Raw genomic sequence first — 16,478 nt, forward strand, 5'->3', positions numbered from 1 at the left:
ACGTGCATCGGAACGCTCTCTACGGTCATCTCAACCACCTCTCCGGTACAGGTTCAGGAGATCGACCATGTCCGCATGCGACCGGCCGGACGAGCCGGGCCCCGCCGAGGACGTCGCCGGGACCGCGGTCCCGGGCAGACCCCACGGGCCGGTCCGGTCCTCGACGCGGCGGACGACGACCGGCCGTTGAGCCGGCATGTCTCCCGGCCGGCCGGGCCGGGCCCCGGGGCCGACCGGACCCCAGGGAGCCGGGTCCGCCCGTACCCGGCGCGGCGCTCTCCGGGCCGCCGGCCGCGCCGCCCGTTCCCGGCGCGGCCGCTCCACCCACAGTTCAAAGGGGAACTGACATGCCACTTGTCGTAGTCGGGATCAGTGTCCTGATCCTGCTGCTGCTCATGACCAGACTGAGGATGAACGGCTTCGCGGCGCTGCTGCTGGTGGCCGTCGGTGTCGCCCTGGTGCAGGGAATACCGGTGGCGCACATCCCGGACGTCCTCTCCGAGGGCATCGGGGGCCAGGTCGGGGACACCATGCTCACCATCGGCCTGGGCGCCATGGTCGGCCGGGTCATGGGTGACTCCGGCGCCGCCCAGCGCATCGCCGGCAAGCTCCTCGACGCCTTCGGGCCGCGCGGGGTGCAGATCGCGATGGTCGTCACCTCGATGCTGATCGGCGTGACGATGTTCTACGAGGTCGCCTTCATCATCATCGTGCCCATCGCGTTCACCCTGGTCCGGGTGACCGGCGCGAATCTGCTGTGGGTCGGTCTGCCGATGTCCATCTCCCTGTCGACGATGCACAGCTTCCTGCCGCCGCACCCCGGCCCCACCGCCGTCGCCGCCACCTTCCACGCCTCCGTCGGACTGACCCTGTTCTACGGTCTGTTCATCGCGGTCCCGGTGGGCGCGCTGGTGGCACTGGTGTGGCCGCGGCTGCCGTTCGTGAGGGCGATGAACCCGTCCATCCCGCAGGGCCTGGTCAGCGAGCGGGAGTTCACCGACGAGGAGATGCCCGGCCTGGGCTGGTCCCTGTTCGTGGCGCTGTTCCCGGTCGTGCTGATCGCCGGTGCCGCGGTGACCGACATGGCCGCCTCCGGCGAGACGCCCCTGCTGCACACCGTCGCCTTCATCGGTTCCGCGCCCACCGCGCTGCTGCTCACCCTGTGCCTGGCGATCTGGGCGTTCGGTCCGCGGATCGGCCGGAGCCTGTCGGAGGTGAGCGACTCCTGTACGTCGGCGGCCAAGGCGATGGCGATGATCCTGCTGGTCATCGGGGCCGGCGGCGCCTTCAAGAACGTCCTGGTCGAGGGCGGCATATCCGACTACATCAAGGACGTCACCCACTCCTGGTCCGTCTCCGCCATCGTCCTGGCCTGGCTGATCGCCGTCATCCTGCGCGTCGCGCTCGGCTCGGCGACGGTCGCCGTCGTCACGGCCTCCGGGGTGGTGCTGCCCCTGCTGGCCGGCAGCGGCACCCACGCGGAGATGATGGTCCTCGCCGTCTCCTGCGGCTCCATCGCCTTCTCGCACGTCAACGACCCCGGATTCTGGCTGTTCAAGGAGTACTTCAACCTGTCCGTCGTCCAGGCCATCAAGGTGCGCACCACCTACACGACCGTCCTGTCCGTCCTCGGCCTCGGCGGTGTGCTGGCCGTCGAATGGGCCCTGGACGTCCTGAGCCTGTGACGCCCGTGCCGTTCGCCACGGCCTCTCCCCGTCCCCTCCACCACGACAAGGAACCCGACCAGAGCATGAGCACCAGCCAGCCGACCGTCACCGAGTTCGCCGTCTACCCCGTGGCGGGCCGGGACTGCATGGAGCTGAACCTCTCCGGCGCCCACGGCCCCTACTTCACCCGCAACGTCGTCGTCCTGACCGACTCCGAGGGCCGCACCGGCCTCGGTGAGGTGCCCGGCGGGGAGAAGATCACCCAGACCCTGCGGGACGCCGCGTCCCTGGTGGTGGGCGCCAAGGTCGGTGACTACAAGCGCGTCCTGCGGGAGATCGGCGACCGATTCGCCGACCGGGACGCCGGCGGGCGCGGTGCCCAGACCTTCGACCTGCGCACCACCGTGCACGCCGTCACCGCCGTGGAGTCGGCCCTGCTGGACCTCCTCGGCCAGCATCTGGACGTGCCGGTCGCGGCCCTGCTCGGCGACGGGCAGCAGCGCGACTCCGTGCGGGTGCTGGGCTACCTCTTCTACGTCGGCGACCCGGACCGCACCGACCTCGAGTACCACCGCGCACCCGACGCGGACGCCGACTGGTACCGCATCCGCCACGAGGAGGCGCTCACCCCCGGGGCGATCGTCCGCCAGGCCGAGGCCACCTATGAGCTGTACGGCTTCCGGGACTTCAAGCTCAAGGGCGGTGTGCTGGAGGGCGCCGAGGAAGTGAAGGCGGTCCGCGCGCTCAAGGAGCGTTTCCCCGAGGCCCGGATCACCCTCGACCCCAACGGCGCCTGGTCGCTGCGCGAGGCCGTCGAGCTGTGTGCGCCCCTGGCCGGCACCCTCGCCTACGCCGAGGACCCGTGCGGCGCGGAGGGCGGCTACTCGGGGCGGGAGATCCTCGCCGAGTTCCGCCGCGCCACGGGGCTGCCCACCGCGACCAACATGATCGCCACCGACTGGCGTCAGCTGACCCACGCCCTGGCCCTCCAGTCGGTCTCCATCCCACTCGCCGACCCGCACTTCTGGACCATGCAGGGTTCCGTCCGCGTCGCCCAGCTCTGCAACGCGATGGGTCTGACCTGGGGTTGCCACTCCAACAACCACTTCGACATCTCCCTGGCCATGGTCACCCACTGCGGTGCGGCGGCGCCCGGCGCGTACAACGCCCTGGACACCCACTGGATCTGGCAGGAGGGCCTGGAGCGGCTCACCATCGACCCGCCCCGCATCGTCGGCGGTGAGATCGCCGTGCCCGACGCCCCCGGCCTCGGGGTCCGGCTGGACATGGACCGGCTGCTCAGCGCCCACGAGCTGTACCAGGCCAAGGCCCTCGGCGCCCGCGACGACGCGGCCGGCATGCAGTACCTGGTGCCCGACTGGCGGTTCGACGCCAAGCGTCCCTGCCTGGTGCGGTAGCGCGTGGCCGGCGGTCGCCGGGCCGCGGTGGGCCGGCGGGATGCCCGGCTCACCCCCGTCGGCAGCGCTGCGGACCGCGTCGGCGATACTCCGAGGCTGTGATGAGCGAAAACACCGCCGCGTACGGAACGCCCCCGCCCCCGCCCCCGGCCCGGCGCCCGGTCCAGTCCTGGCAGGAGGCCGAGCACAACGCCGCGGCCTGGATGCGCCACTGGGGGTACCGGGACGCCCTCGCCCGGCCCGGCGGCAGCGACGGCGGGGTCGACGTGCGCGCGCGGCGGGCCCTGGGGCAGGTGAAGTACCAGGGGGCGGCGGTGGGCAGGCCCGAGCTGCAGCGCCTGTTCGGGGCGCGGGGCCGGGCCTTCGACAAGGACCTGCTGTTCTTCACGGGCAGCAGCTACACCGCCACCGCGCTGGCCTACGCCGACGAGAACGGCATCGCCCTGTTCGTCTACGGCCTGGACGGTTCGATGGCGCCGGTCAACGCGCCGGCCCGCCGTATCGCCGCGGCACCGGCACCGTCCCGTCACCCGGGACCGGCGCCGGCCGTCTCCCCCGCCCCCGCGCCGCCGAGGGACCTGCCGCCCGGGACCGGCCGGGCGGTGCTCGGGCTGGTCCTGGCCGCCGTGGCGCTGCTGATCCCGGGCGGGGGCGATGTCGACCCCCGCCCGAGCCGGGCCCTGATGACCCTGCTGATGCTCGTCGTCCCCGCGGTCCTCGTCGTCTCCGGCGTCAGGGAGAAGTCCCGCCGCCGCTACTGGCCGACCGGACTCGGCCTGTTCCTGCTCGATCTGCCCGTGGCCTGGCTGACCAACGCGCGGCTGTGGCGCGGAGGCCTCGCCGACGATCTCGTGCCCGCGGCGTTCACCGTGCTGGCCGCCGCGGCCGGGACGCTGCTGCTCCGCTGGAACCGGCGCGACACCGCCGGACGGCCCGGCGCCGCCGGACGTCCGGAACCCGGCCAACTTTGAACACACCCGTGACAAAGTATGGACATGTCAAACAGAAGTCTCCTACCTTGACGGCGGAAGTGCAGCCACCCCGCTCATGACCGGAGCGCATCCGGCACGGTCCGGTCCCCACCCCCCGGAGGACCTATGCGCCCACGCCTGCTGTCACGCGTCCGCAGACGGGCCGTCGTACTGCTGACCGCCGGCCTCCTCGCCGGCGGTCTGTACGCGGCGCCCGCCGTGCCGGCCGCGCCCGCCGACATCCCTCCCCAGGAGCCCGGCGTCACCCTGCGCGTCTTCGACGTGCAGACGCCGCTGGACGAGCTGTGCACCCTCAAGCCGGGCCAGACGCCCAACCACGACCGGCTGATGCCGACGGTCGACTGGTCCACGGAGGCCGACTTCGGCGGGTTCGCCGACAACTTCGTCACCGAGACGACCGGTTACCTCCTCGCCCCGGCCGACGGCTCCTACGTCTTCCGCCTCACCAGCGACGACGGCTCCCGGCTGACCGTCGACGACGCCGTGGTGGTCGACCACGACGGGCTGCACGGTGCCGAGCCGAAGGACGGCACGGTCCACCTCACCGCCGGTCCGCACCCGTTCCGGATCGACCACTTCGAGCGCGGCGGCGGGCAGGAGCTGCGGCTGTCGTGGCGGCCGCCGGGCGCCGGCGACTTCACCGTCGTACCGAACGAGGCACTGACCACCGACGCGGGCGTGGTCCGGGTGACGGCGCCGGGCCGCAAGGAGTGCGAGGCGAGCGGCGACACCCCCGGCGACGGCCTGCCGCTGACCTCCGTACGCCCCGACCTCACCCTCACCGACCTGCGCCCCGAGGGGTTCGAACCGCAGGTCAGCGGCATGGACTGGCTGCCCGACGGACGGCTGGCGATCAGCACCTGGGGCGGCAGCGAGCAGGTCGCCGGCGAGGTCTACCTGCTGGACAACGTCACCGGGGCCACCAGCCGGGACCAGGTGACCGTGAAGAAGGTGGCGAGCGGGCTGCGGGAGCCGATGGGCGTCAAGTACGTCGACGGCGACCTGTACGTCTCCCAGAAGCACGAGCTGACCCGGCTGGTGGACGAGGACGGCGACGACGTCACCGACACGTACCGCACGGTCGCCACCTGGCCGTACGGCGGCAACTTCCACGAGTTCGCCTTCGGCCTGCTCTACCGCGACGGCTACTTCTACGTGAACCTCTCCGTCGCGATCAACTACGGCGGCGCCACCACCGTGCCGCAGCCCGCGCCGAACCGCGGGGCGACGTACAAGGTGAGCAAGAAGACCGGGAGGATCAGCCCCGTCGCGGGCGGGCTGCGCACGCCCAACGGCATCGGCTGGGGTCCGGACGGCGGTCTGTTCGCCACCGACAACCAGGGCGGCTGGCTCCCCGCGTCCAAGCTCGTCCAGATCCAACCGGGCCGCTTCTTCAACCACTACACCGAACCCGCCGGCCCGTTCGACGGCTCCCCCGTCACCCAGCCGGTGCTGTGGTTCCCGCAGAACGAGATCGGCAACTCCCCCTCCACCCCGCTGCTGTTGAAGAAGGGCCAGTACGCCGGCCAGATGCTGATCGGCGACGTCACCTACGGCGGCCTCCAGCGCGCCTACCTGGAGAAGGTGAAGGGCCAGTACCAGGGTGCCGTCTTCCGCTACACCCAGGGCCTGGAGGCGGGCGTCAACCGGATCAGCCTCGGTCCCGACGGGGCGATCTACGCCGGCGGCCTCGGCGCCGACGGCAACTGGGGCCAGGAGGGCAAGCTGAAGTTCGGGCTGCAGAAGCTCACACCCAACGGCGGCAACACCTTCGACATCAAGTCCATGCGCGCCGTACCGGGCGGTTTCGACCTGACCTACACCCAGCCGCTGTCCGACGACACGGCCGCCGGGCTGGCGGAGCGGTACTCGGCCGAGCAGTGGCGGTACACCCCGACCGCGGACTACGGCGGCCCGAAGATCGCCGAGGAGGACCTCGCCGTCCGCTCGGCCACCCTCGCGAAGGACGGCCGGACCGTCCGGCTGCTGCTGGACGGGCTGAAGCCGGGCCGGGTGGTGCACCTGCGCTCGCCGCGCCCGTTCGACTCGGCGTCCGGCGAGACGCTGTGGAGCACCGAGGCCTGGTACACGCTGAACGCGATGCCCGGCAAGCAGCCCGCCCCCGCCACCCTGTACGAGGCGGAGGAGGCCGCCCTGACCGGTACGGCCGGGGTGAACACCGACCACACCGGCTACTCGGGCAGCGGCTTCGTCGACCGGTACGCCACCGAGGGCAGGGCCGCCACGACCTTCGACGTGACGGTCCCGAAGTCCGGCACCTATGACGTCAGCCTGCGCTACTCCAACGGCCCGGACCCGTTCCGGGGCACCAAGTCCCTCTCCCTGTACGCGGACGGCGAGAAGGTCCGGCAGACCGAACTGCCCTCGACCGGTGACTGGGACACCTGGTCCACCCGGACCGAACGGCTGCGGCTGCGGGCCGGGCACACCGCGCTCTCCTACCGCTTCGACACCGGGGACACCGGACACGTCAACCTCGATCTGATCACCGTGCGCCCGAGCGGCTCCCGCGTCGGTCTCTTCGACGGCACCGCCGCCTCCCAGGCGCAGTGGCAGCACACCGACGGCCGGCCCGCGGCCTGGCCACTGACCGCGGAACGGTCGATGGAGGTCTGCTGCGGCGACATCCGCACCAAGGACGCCTACCAGGACTTCGCGCTGCACGTGGAGTTCCGGGTGCCGAAGCTGCCCGAGGAGGTGACCGGCCAGGACCGCGGCAACAGCGGCATCTACCTCCAGGACCGCTACGAACTCCAGATCCTCGACTCCTACGGCGACACCACGTCCGACACGAACGAGGCCGGGGCGATCTATCTGAAGAAGGCACCGGACGTCAACGCGGCCACCGCGCCGGAGACCTGGCAGACGTACGACATCGTCTTCCGGGCGGCCCGCTTCGACGACAGCGGCGCCAAGACCTCCGACGCCCGGGTGACCGTCGTCTGGAACGGCAAGAAGATCCACGACGACGTGGCCCTCGACGGACCCACCGCCGCCGGCCGGGCCGAGACGCCCGCCGCCGGGGCGATCCGGCTCCAGGACCACGGCAACCCGGTGCGCTTCCGGAACCTCCAGGTCCGCGCCCTGGACTGACACCGGGGAAGCGGAGGGAAGTGAAGCCGCATATATGCAAGCCGGGCGGGCATACGTGGAACAGGCCCGCCCGGCCGCGTTCCCCCCGAGCGACCGTGCGAGCGTGATGGACGGCCCCGCGCACCTTCCCCCCGGTCCGCGGGGCCGTCCCCTGTCCACCGTGGCGCCGAGCCGCCCTCGGCCGCCGTCACCGAAGGGAGGCGGACCTGACCGTCATCGACTCCCACCTGCACGTCTGGGACCCGTCCCGGGCCCCGTACGACTGGCTGGGCCCCGCCCTGGCCCCGATCGACCGGGCCATGGGCCTCGCGGACGTCCGCCCCGAGCTGCGCGCCGCCGGGGTCACCGGGGCCGTGCTCGTGCAGGCCGCCGACCACGACGCGGACACCGCCCACATGCTGGCGGTCGCCGCCGCCCACCCGGAGGTCGTCGGCGTCGTCGCCTGGGTTCCGCTGGACGACCCCGGGCGGGCCCGGACACGCCTGGCGGAACTGCGCCGGAACCCGTACGTGGTGGGCGTGCGCGCCCTCGTCCACGAGCGCCCCGACCCGGACTGGGTCCTCCGCCCCGACGTCGCCCGTGGTCTGGACCTGCTCGCCGGGGCGGGCCTCCCCTTCGATTACGTCACCTCCTCCCCGGAGGCGCTGGTCCACGTCCCGGAGCTGGCCGCCCGCCATCCCGGCCTGCGGCTCGTCGTCGACCACCTCGGCAAACCGCCGGTCGGCGGCGGACCGGCCGAGCGGGCCGGATGGCGCGAGCTGATCGGCGCCGCCGCACGGCACCCCCAGGTCCACGCCAAGGTCTCCGGCCTGTACTCGGCCACCGGTCCCCTCGGCTCCTGGACGACGGAGCAGGTGCGTCCGTTCGTCGAGGACGCGCTGGACCTGTTCGGCCCGGGCCGCCTGATGTACGGCGGTGACTGGCCGGTCTCCGTGCTCGCCGGAGGCTACGCGCGCGGCTGGGCGGCCTGCCTGGAACTGCTGGCGCCGCTCTCCCCCGCCGACCGCGCGGCCGTCCTCGGCGGCACCGCCGCGACGTTCTACCGCATCGACCCGGCGCTGCTCGACGCCGCCCGGGAGGCGGCCGGCCTGCGCGGCGGCGGTGCCGCGCAGGGGGCCCGTACCGTCAGCCGGGGCACCAGGGAGACATGACGGCTCGGGGCGGCGAGGGCCGGCGGTGGCCGGCTCCGCACCCGGGACGCCGGGGACGCGGCGGCCGGACTGAGGGCCCCGCCGGAGCACGGCGTCCCGGTGAACCTCTGCGCGCGCGGCCTGCGCCTGGACGCCTTCGACGACCCCACGGCCGTCCGGGGGGCTGCCGTCCGCACACCGGTTGCCGGCGGGCCGGACCTGTACCGGGCCGTCCTCGCTGTCGCCGAGCCCGGCGACGCGACGCCGAACTGACGGGCGCGAAACGGGAGTTTTGCCGGGCCCCGTGCACGCGCCGGGCGAACGAGCCGTGAGCGCCGGAGACGGCGGGCGCCGGCCGGACGGAGGCCCGGCTGACGTGATCGGCCTCCCGCGCGGCACCGGCGTGAGTAGGGTGTGGCCGCCCCGGTGCCGCCGCCCCGGGTGACCGTGCCGGGTGGGACCGCGCCCCGTGCGACCACCCCGAAGAAAGGTTCAGCCGGATGAACTTCAGGGTCCAGCCCACCGCCCAGGTCGACGCGTCCGCCACGGTCGGTGCCGGGTCGACCGTCTGGGACCTCGCCCAGATCCGGGAGGACGCGCGGCTCGGCACCGGCTGCATCGTCGGCCGGGGTGCGTACGTCGGCCCGGGGGTGCGGATCGGCGACCGCGTGAAACTCCAGAACCACGCGCTGGTCTACGAGCCCGCGGTCCTCGGCGACGGGGTGTTCGTCGGCCCGGCGGCGGTGCTCACCAACGACCACTTCCCGCGCTCGGTGGACGTGACGGGCCGGCTGAAGCGCGGCGGCGACTGGGAGGCCGTGGCGGTCGTGGTGGAGGAAGGGGCGTCGCTGGGCGCCCGCTCGGTGTGTGTGGCCCCGGTGCGCGTCGGCCGGTGGGCCCTGGTCGCGGCGGGGGCCGTGGTCACGCGGGACGTGGCCGACTTCGCCCTGGTGGCGGGGGTCCCGGCCCGCCGGATCGGCTGGGTGGGCCGGGCCGGTGTCCGGCTGGTGGAGCGCGCGGGCGCCCCGGGCGTGTGGGAGTGCCCCGAGACGGGGGCGCTGTACGACGAGCGGGACGGCGCGCTCACCGAACAGCCTTGAAATGAACGCAAGTTGACGGACCGTGAGCCTGCGGCGGGATGCCGGTCCGTGGGCCGCCGGCTGTTACAGGAATCCGCCGTCACCGGTTGTTTTCGGCTGTTCCCCGCGAACCAAGAATCTTCGAACAACCACCGGCATACCATGTGCACGATGTGTGCGGACCGAGCACAATAAGCACACGGGCCAGTAGTGACCAGGGGGGTTACGGGGTGAGGGGGACACCTCTGTCCAGGGTCGGGAGCGGCTGCCGCGCCGGCGTCTGACGTCTGCTTTTTCTCACCGTCCGGCCGGTCGCGGCCCGACGGACACCAGTCTGTTCCGCACAGGACCCACAGGGGGGTTGGTGTGTCCAGAAGATGACCACTTCACGTCTGGCGGCGCTCGAACGGGCCGAACCGTCGCTGGTTCCGCTCGCCCGGCGGCTGCTCGACCTGGCGGAGTCGGGGCTTCCGTCGATGCTGTTGCCCGGCGGGGAGGCGTTCGCCTTCACCATGGCCGGGACGCGCGCCCCGGACGGTTCCTGGCGCCTCAGGCGGCGCGGGATCAGCACGCGGTACGCGGCCATCACCGCCCTCGGGGTCCGCTTCCTGCCGGAGGACCGGCAGCGGGCGGTGCTCTCGGGGCGTACCGCCCAGGAGTTCACCGGCCTGCTGGTGGAGGCCCTGCCCTCGGTGACCGGTCTCGGTGACGCGGCGCTCATCGCCTGGGCCGCCGCCGACACCGGGCACCCCAAGCTGTCCGACGCCCTCGCCCGGCTGGACGCGCTGGACGACCGCACCAGGCCGCAGTACACCGTCGAGGCGGCCTGGGTGCTCTCCGCGCTGGCGGCGGCCCGGGACACGGCCGACGTGGAACGGCCCCTGGCGGCGGCCCGCGACCGGCTGCTGCGGTCCCGGACCGGCGGCAGCCCGCTGTTCCCGCACGCCACCGGCCCCGGCCTGCTGCCCTGGTACCGGGCGCACGTGAGCTGCTTCGCCGACCAGACGTACCCCCTCCAGGCGCTGGCCCGCGCGCACGCCACCGGCCCCGGTGACGCCGAGGCACTCGCCGCGGCCGACGCCTGCGCGGCCCGGATCTGCGCGCTCCAGGGCGAGGGCGGCCAGTGGTGGTGGCACTACGACGCCCGCACCGGCGGTGTCGTCGAGGGCTACCCGGTGTACAGCGTCCACCAGCACGCGATGGCGCCGACCGCCCTGTTCGACCTGGCCGAGGCCGGCGGCGCCGACCACGGGGCGGCCGTCCGCGAGGGGCTGCGCTGGATGACGGAGGTACCGGAGCTGGCCGGCCACCCGGCCGTCCGGGAGCCGTTGATCCTCGACGGCCTGGGCGTCACCTGGCGCAAGGTGTACCGGGGCGACCCGCGGAAGGCCGTACGCGCCGTGCGCGGGCTGGCCACGCGGGCCGTGCCGGGGCTGCGGCTCGCACCGCTGGACCGGGTGTACCGCCCGCTGTCCGTGGACCGCGAGTGCCGTCCGTACGAGCTCGGCTGGATGCTGCACGCCTGGCTGGGGGGCCGGACATGAGCGAGCGGCGGTCGCTGTTCGGGATCGACGTGGACGCGCTCACGATGGACCAGACCGTCGAGCGCTGTCTCGCCGCGGTGCGCGAGGGCCGCCGGCTGGAGATCGGCGTGGTCAACGCGGCCAAGCTGGTGAACATGCGGCGCGACCCCCGGCTGGCCCGGGCGGTGGCGGGCTGCGACCTGGTCCTCGCCGACGGGCAGGCCGTGGTCTGGGCCGCCCGCGTCCTGCGGGCCCCGCTGCCGGAGCGGGTGGCGGGCATCGACCTGTTCCTGCGGCTGCTGGCCGAGGCGGAGACGGCGGGCATCCCGGTGTACTTCCTCGGAGCCCGGCCCGAGGTCCTCCAGGAGATGCTGCGCCGGGTCGCCGTCCGGTTCCCCGCGCTCCAGGTGGCGGGTCACCGCGACGGCTACTTCGACGACTCCGAGCAGGAGGCCGTCGCGCGGAACATCGCGGAGAGCGGCGCCCAGCTGCTCTTTCTTGGCATGACCTCACCAAAGAAGGAGGTCTTCACCGCCGCCTGGGGCGCCCGTACCGGCGCCCGGGTCGTGCACGGCGTCGGCGGCTCCTTCGACATCCTCGCCGGGGTCACCCGGCGGGCGCCCGAGTCCTGGCAGCGCCGGGGCCTGGAATGGCTGTACCGGGCACTCCAGGAACCGCGCCGGCTGGGCCGGCGCTACCTCACCACCAATGCTGCCTTCGTCCTCATGACGGCGCGCGAGCGCTTCCGGCTCTCCCCGTCCATCGCTCCCGCGAACAGGAGTCACTGATGCGCGTCGTCGTGGTCGGACAGGGATATGTCGGCCTGCCACTGGCCGTCCGGGCCGCCGAGGTCGGCCACGAGGTGATCGGCTACGACGTCGACACCCGGCGGATCAAGAGTCTCGCGGCGGGCGAGTCCTTCGTGGAGGACGTCTCCTCCGAGCGGGTCCGCGCCGCCCTGGACAACGGCAGCTACCGGCCGAGCGACTCGGCGCGGGACTGCGGCGGCTTCGACGTCGCCGTCGTCACCGTGCCGACCCCGCTCCACGAGGGCACCCCCGACCTGCGGTACATCAAGGAGTCGGCGGTCACCCTCGCCCGCTATCTGCGCCCGGGTGCCACAGTCGTCCTGGAGTCGACCACCTACCCCGGCACCACCCAGGAACTGTTCGCGCCGCTCCTGGAGGAGGGGTCGGGGCTCACCGCGGGCCGGGACTTCCGGCTCGGGTACAGCCCGGAGCGGATCGACCCGGGCAACACGGTCTGGGGGTTCAAGGAAACCCCCAAGGTCGTCTCCGGCGTGGACGAGGAGTCACTGGCGGCGGTGCGGGGCTTCTACGGGCAACTGGTCGACACCACCGTGCCGGTGAGTTCGCCCAAGGAGGCCGAGCTGGCCAAACTGCTGGAGAACACCTTCCGGCACGTGAACATCGCGCTGGTCAACGAGATCGCGATGTTCGCCCACCACCTGGACATCGACGTGTGGCAGGCCATCGACGCCGCGTCCAGCAAGCCGTTCGGCTTCATGAGGTTCACCCCCGGCCCCGGGGTCGGCGGCCACTGCCTGCCGATTGACCCGTCGTACCTGTCCTGGCGGGTGCAGCGCGAACTCGGGCAGAGCTTCCGGTTCGTGGAACTGGCCAACGACATCAACGGCCACATGCCGGAGTACGTGGCCCGGCGGATCGGCGACCTGTTCAACTCCCGGCGGCGGTCCGTCAACGGCTCCCGCGTCCTGCTGCTCGGCCTCGCCTACAAGAAGAACACCGGCGACGCGCGCGAGTCGCCCGCGCTGCGCATCTCCCAGCTCCTGCTGGACATGGGGGCGCAGGTCAGGGCGGCCGACCCGCACGTCGTGGAGAGCCTGCCGGTGGACAGCCGGCTGGTACGGGTCGACCTGGACCCGAAGGAGCTGGCGGCGTCCGACGTGGTGGTGCTGCTCACCGACCACGACTGCTTCGACTACACCCTGATCGCCGAACACGCCCCCCTCGTCCTCGACTGCCGCCGGCGGCTGCCGGCCGGACCCGCGATCGAGGTGCTCTGACCCATGCCGCGCATCGTCTGTGTCGCCGGGGCCCGCCCCAACTACATGAAGATCAAACCGGTGATGGACGCGCTGGAGCGCCGGGGCGCCGAGGTGCTCCTCGTCCACACCGGCCAGCACTACGACCCGGCCATGAACGACGTGTTCTTCGCCGATCTGGGCATCCGCCCGCCGGACCGCTTCCTCGGCGTCGGCTCCGGCAGCCACGCCGAGCAGACCGGCCGGGTGATGACCGCGTTCGAGCCGCTGCTGGCGGAGGCGGCCCCGGACCTCGTCGTCGTGGTCGGCGACATCAACTCCACCCTGGCCTGCTCCCTGGTCACCGCGAAGGCGGGGCCGCTGCTGGCACACGTGGAGGCCGGGCTGCGCAGCCGGGACTGGAGCATGCCGGAGGAGGTCAACCGGGTCGCCACCGACCGGGTGAGCGACTATCTGCTGGCCCCCTCCCCCGACGCGGCCCGCAACCTGCGCGCCGAGGGCTACCGGGACGACCAGATCCACCTCGTCGGCAACGTCATGATCGACACCCTGCTGGCGAACCTGGACCGCGCCCGCGCCTCGGACGTCCTCGGCCGGTACGGCCTGACCAGGGGCGGCTACGGCCTGGTCACCCTGCACCGGCCCGCCAACGTGGACGACCCCGAGGTGCTCACCGGGCTGCTGAAGGCGCTCGGGGAGATCGCCGGCCGCTGTCCGCTGGTGCTGCCGGCGCACCCCCGCGCGGCCGGCCGGCTCGCCGGCCTGGGGGTTCCCGGCGGCGTCCGGCTCGTCCCGCCCGCCGGATACCTGGACTTCCTCGCGCTCCAGGACGCGGCACGGGTGGTGCTGACGGACTCGGGCGGTGTGCAGGAGGAGACCACCGCGCTGGGCGTGCCGTGCGTGACACTGCGGGACAACACCGAGCGGCCCGTCACCGTCGAGGAGGGCACCAACGTCCTGGCCGGACGGGACCCGGACCGCGTCGTGCGCACCGTGCACGCGGTGCTCGACGACCCGCCGGCGCCCCGCCGGCCCGCGCTGTGGGACGGCCGGGCGAGCGAGCGCATCGCCGACGTCCTGCTGGAGCCGGGCGCCGCGCGCACCCGGCCGAGACCGACCGACCTGGCCCGTCCCACGGAGCGAACCCTCCCCCTATGATCCGCTCGCCGCACATGACCGTCGCACGGGGGACCGCAAGGGGGAACGTCCATGGATCTCGCTGAGATCGTCCGGGTCCTGCGCAGGCGCTGGTACGTCCTGCTGCCCGGACTGCTGCTCACCGCCGGCCTGCTCCTCGGCGTGACCCTGCTCGTCCCCGTGGACTACCGGTCGCAGAGCACGGTGGTGCTGCTCAACTCCCAGAAGGCCACGCTGGCGTACGACGGGAATCCCTTCCTCAGCACCCAGACCTCGCTCACCGGCATGGCCGACAGCCTGGCCCGCAGTCTCAACTCCGACGACTCGCTGAGGGAGCTGAAGTCCCGCGGCGCCGCAGGCACGTTCGAGACGAAGCTCGCCGACAACGCGCAGGGACCGCTGCTCTGGCTGACCGTCACCGGCACCGAGCCGTCCTCCGTGCTGGCCTCCGACAAGATCCTCACCGAGTACGCCGCGGAGCGGCTGGCCGCGTTCCAGAAGGAGCAGTCGGTCGAGCCGAAGGCGATGATCCGGATGACCACGATCGTGCCGCCGCAGAAGCCGGTGGCGCAGACCAGGACCCGGCTGCAGTACCTGGTCATGGCCGGGGCGCTGGGCCTGGCCGGCACCCTGGCCGCCGCCTTCTACGTGGAGGCGCGGCGCAGGCCGGGGCCCCCCGCGCCCGGGGCGGACCCGGCCACCGCCGGTGCGCCCGCCGCCGCACCCGCCGCCGGCACCGCCGTGGACCGGACGCTCGCCATCCGCCGGCCGCCGAGCTGGTCCCGGCCCGCCCGGGACGCCGGGGCGGACCGGCCCGTGGCGGCGGTCGCCTCCGCCGCCGAGCCGCTCGACGAGGAGGCGACCGGTGGACACCGCCCGAGCACCGGGGAGTGAGCCGGGCGAGGCCGCCGAGGCACCCGTCTTCGCCGCCCTCGGCCCGAAGGTACGCTCGGCGGCCCGGTGGAGCCTCGTCAACACCGTCGTCCTGCGCCTCGGGAACTTCGCGACCGGCATCGTCCTCGCGCGCTTCGCGCTGGGCCCCGCCGAATGGGGGGTGTACGGCCTCGCCCAGACCGTACTGCTGGTCCTGCTGTCCGCGAACGAACTGGGCGTGGGCCTGGCCCTGGTGCGCTGGGAGGGCGACCCCCGGCGGTTCGCGCCGACCGTGCTCACCCTGAGCACCCTCTCCAGCGGCCTGCTGTACGGGGCCCTGTTCGCGGCGGCGCCCGCGGTGGGCGGGCTGCTCGGCACGGCGGACGCCACCGAGGTGCTGCGGGTGATGTGCCTGTGCGTGGTGATCGACGGGGTGGCCCAGGTGCCCGGCGGCATCCTCACCCGGGAGTTCGCCCAGGGCCGGCGCATGCTCATCGACGGGCTCAACTTCGTCACCGGCACCGCCGTGACCCTGCTGCTGGCCTTCGCGGGCTGGGGCGCGATGAGCTTCGCCTGCGGGGCGGTGGTGGGGAACCTGGTGTCGTTGATCGGGTGCGCGCTGGCGGCGCCGGGCGCCCTCAGGTTCGGCTGGGACGCCGGGCAGGCCCGCGCCCTGCTGCGGTTCGGGCTGCCGCTGGCCGGGGCAAGCATGCTGGCCCTGGCCGTGGTCAACGTCGACACGATGGTGCTCGGCGCGGCGCTGGGCAACGTGGCCCTGGGCTTCTACGTGCTCGCGTTCAACATCTCCGGCTGGCCGGTCCGGATCATCTCCGAGGCCGCCCGCCGGGTCTCCTTCGCCGGTTTCTCCCGCCTGGCCGGCTCGCCCCGGGCGCTCGCCGAGGGCTTCGCCCGCGCCCTGGGCGTGCTGATCACCGGCACGGTCCCGCTCTGCGTCCTGCTGGCGGGCCTCGCGGAACCGGTCGTCCGGCTGGTCTACGGCAGCCAGTGGACCCCCGCCGCCGCGGCCCTGCCCTGGCTGATGGCCCTCGGTCTGATCCGCATCGGCGGCGAACTCGCCTACGACTGCCTGGTGGCGGCCGGGCAGCGCCGTTCGCTCTTCCTGGTGCAGGGGCTGTGGCTGGTGGCGCTGATACCGGTGCTGCTCGCCGCCGCCCGGCTCAACGGCATCGTCGGCGTCGCCCAGGGGCATGTGCTGGTGGCCGGCGGCCTGGTGGTGCCGGTCTTCCTGGTCGCGCTCCGCCGGGGCGGCATCGGGCTCGGGCCGGTCGGCCGGGCCTGTGCGTGGCCCTTCCTCGGCGGGGCCGTGATGACCGTGCTCGTCCTCGGCCTGCGCGGCCCGTTCGGCGACGGGCCGCTCGGGCTCGTCGCCGTCGGCGCGGTCGCGCTGGCCGGCTACGCGGTGTGCGTGCTGCCCGGCCGCGACTTCCTGCGCGGCACCCGCCGCGCCGGCCGGCCGGCCGCGCCGGTCCCGCCCGCCCGACAGGACGTGAGGTGAGCC

General features: G+C 73.4%; 13 protein-coding genes. All 13 read left to right on the forward strand.

Going from position 1 to position 16,478, the window contains the following annotated elements; translation table 11 throughout:
- Positions 1 to 347 precede the first annotated feature (347 nt).
- The 13 genes from Sdagh_RS08160 to Sdagh_RS08220 all read left to right on the forward strand — a co-directional run bounded on the left by Sdagh_RS08160 (position 348) and on the right by Sdagh_RS08220 (position 16,475).
- Positions 348 to 1,685: a gluconate:H+ symporter gene (locus Sdagh_RS08160; protein WP_190076806.1), complete on the forward strand. Its 1,338-nt coding sequence runs from the start codon at positions 348 to 350 to the stop codon at positions 1,683 to 1,685.
- Between the two features lie 65 nt (positions 1,686 to 1,750).
- On the forward strand, positions 1,751 to 3,085 hold the full coding sequence (locus Sdagh_RS08165; protein WP_190076805.1) for an enolase C-terminal domain-like protein: 1,335 nt from the start codon (positions 1,751 to 1,753) through the stop codon (positions 3,083 to 3,085).
- 101 nt (positions 3,086 to 3,186) lie between these two features.
- Entirely contained in the window at positions 3,187 to 4,056 is an 870-nt protein-coding gene (locus Sdagh_RS08170; protein ID WP_190076804.1) for a restriction endonuclease, read from the forward strand.
- A gap of 126 nt (positions 4,057 to 4,182) precedes the next feature.
- Complete coding sequence (locus tag Sdagh_RS08175) at positions 4,183 to 7,191, forward strand: 3-keto-alpha-glucoside-1,2-lyase-like domain-containing protein (protein ID WP_190076803.1); 3,009 nt, start codon at positions 4,183 to 4,185, stop codon at positions 7,189 to 7,191.
- A gap of 227 nt (positions 7,192 to 7,418) precedes the next feature.
- Positions 7,419 to 8,342, forward strand: a complete 924-nt coding sequence (locus tag Sdagh_RS08180; RefSeq protein ID WP_226534940.1) for an amidohydrolase family protein — start codon at positions 7,419 to 7,421, stop codon at positions 8,340 to 8,342.
- 99 nt (positions 8,343 to 8,441) lie between these two features.
- Positions 8,442 to 8,594, forward strand: coding sequence for a hypothetical protein (locus Sdagh_RS08185; protein WP_189419314.1), 153 nt, complete (start codon positions 8,442 to 8,444; stop codon positions 8,592 to 8,594).
- Between the two features lie 227 nt (positions 8,595 to 8,821).
- Positions 8,822 to 9,421 (forward strand): acyltransferase, encoded by a 600-nt coding sequence (locus Sdagh_RS08190; protein ID WP_189419312.1) that lies wholly within the window; start codon positions 8,822 to 8,824, stop codon positions 9,419 to 9,421.
- A gap of 356 nt (positions 9,422 to 9,777) precedes the next feature.
- Entirely contained in the window at positions 9,778 to 10,944 is a 1,167-nt protein-coding gene (locus tag Sdagh_RS08195) for a hypothetical protein (protein WP_190076802.1), read from the forward strand.
- On the forward strand, positions 10,941 to 11,711 hold the full coding sequence (locus Sdagh_RS08200; RefSeq protein WP_189419308.1) for a WecB/TagA/CpsF family glycosyltransferase: 771 nt from the start codon (positions 10,941 to 10,943) through the stop codon (positions 11,709 to 11,711). The genes Sdagh_RS08195 and Sdagh_RS08200 overlap by 4 nt, the downstream gene beginning before the upstream one ends.
- Complete coding sequence (locus Sdagh_RS08205; protein ID WP_189419306.1) at positions 11,711 to 12,970, forward strand: nucleotide sugar dehydrogenase; 1,260 nt, start codon at positions 11,711 to 11,713, stop codon at positions 12,968 to 12,970. Before Sdagh_RS08200 ends, Sdagh_RS08205 begins: the two co-directional genes overlap by 1 nt.
- A 3-nt stretch (positions 12,971 to 12,973) precedes the next feature.
- A complete protein-coding gene (gene wecB / locus Sdagh_RS08210; protein WP_189419303.1) occupies positions 12,974 to 14,107 on the forward strand; it encodes a non-hydrolyzing UDP-N-acetylglucosamine 2-epimerase in 1,134 nt (377 codons plus the stop codon).
- A gap of 51 nt (positions 14,108 to 14,158) precedes the next feature.
- Entirely contained in the window at positions 14,159 to 14,980 is an 822-nt protein-coding gene (locus tag Sdagh_RS08215; RefSeq protein ID WP_190076801.1) for a chain length determinant protein, read from the forward strand.
- Complete coding sequence (locus Sdagh_RS08220; RefSeq protein ID WP_190076800.1) at positions 14,952 to 16,475, forward strand: oligosaccharide flippase family protein; 1,524 nt, start codon at positions 14,952 to 14,954, stop codon at positions 16,473 to 16,475. The genes Sdagh_RS08215 and Sdagh_RS08220 overlap by 29 nt, the downstream gene beginning before the upstream one ends.
- The last annotated feature ends 3 nt before the right edge of the window (positions 16,476 to 16,478 follow it).

Source organism: Streptomyces daghestanicus (assembly GCF_020521275.1).
GTDB lineage: Bacteria > Actinomycetota > Actinomycetes > Streptomycetales > Streptomycetaceae > Streptomyces > Streptomyces griseoviridis.

Excerpts from the sequence above, each read along its gene's own strand:
- Sdagh_RS08200 (WP_189419308.1), top strand. The coding sequence starts at position 10,941 with ATGAGCGAGCGGCGGTCGCTGTTCGGGATCGACGTGGACGCGCTCACG.
- Sdagh_RS08195 (WP_190076802.1), top strand. The coding sequence starts at position 9,778 with ATGACCACTTCACGTCTGGCGGCGCTCGAACGGGCCGAACCGTCGCTG.
- Sdagh_RS08170 (WP_190076804.1), top strand. The coding sequence starts at position 3,187 with ATGAGCGAAAACACCGCCGCGTACGGAACGCCCCCGCCCCCGCCCCCG.
- wecB (WP_189419303.1), top strand. The coding sequence starts at position 12,974 with ATGCCGCGCATCGTCTGTGTCGCCGGGGCCCGCCCCAACTACATGAAG.
- Sdagh_RS08190 (WP_189419312.1), top strand. The coding sequence starts at position 8,822 with ATGAACTTCAGGGTCCAGCCCACCGCCCAGGTCGACGCGTCCGCCACG.
- Sdagh_RS08175 (WP_190076803.1), top strand. The coding sequence starts at position 4,183 with ATGCGCCCACGCCTGCTGTCACGCGTCCGCAGACGGGCCGTCGTACTG.
- Sdagh_RS08215 (WP_190076801.1), top strand. The coding sequence starts at position 14,159 with ATGGATCTCGCTGAGATCGTCCGGGTCCTGCGCAGGCGCTGGTACGTC.
- Sdagh_RS08160 (WP_190076806.1), top strand. The coding sequence starts at position 348 with ATGCCACTTGTCGTAGTCGGGATCAGTGTCCTGATCCTGCTGCTGCTC.
- Sdagh_RS08165 (WP_190076805.1), top strand. The coding sequence starts at position 1,751 with ATGAGCACCAGCCAGCCGACCGTCACCGAGTTCGCCGTCTACCCCGTG.
- Sdagh_RS08205 (WP_189419306.1), top strand. The coding sequence starts at position 11,711 with ATGCGCGTCGTCGTGGTCGGACAGGGATATGTCGGCCTGCCACTGGCC.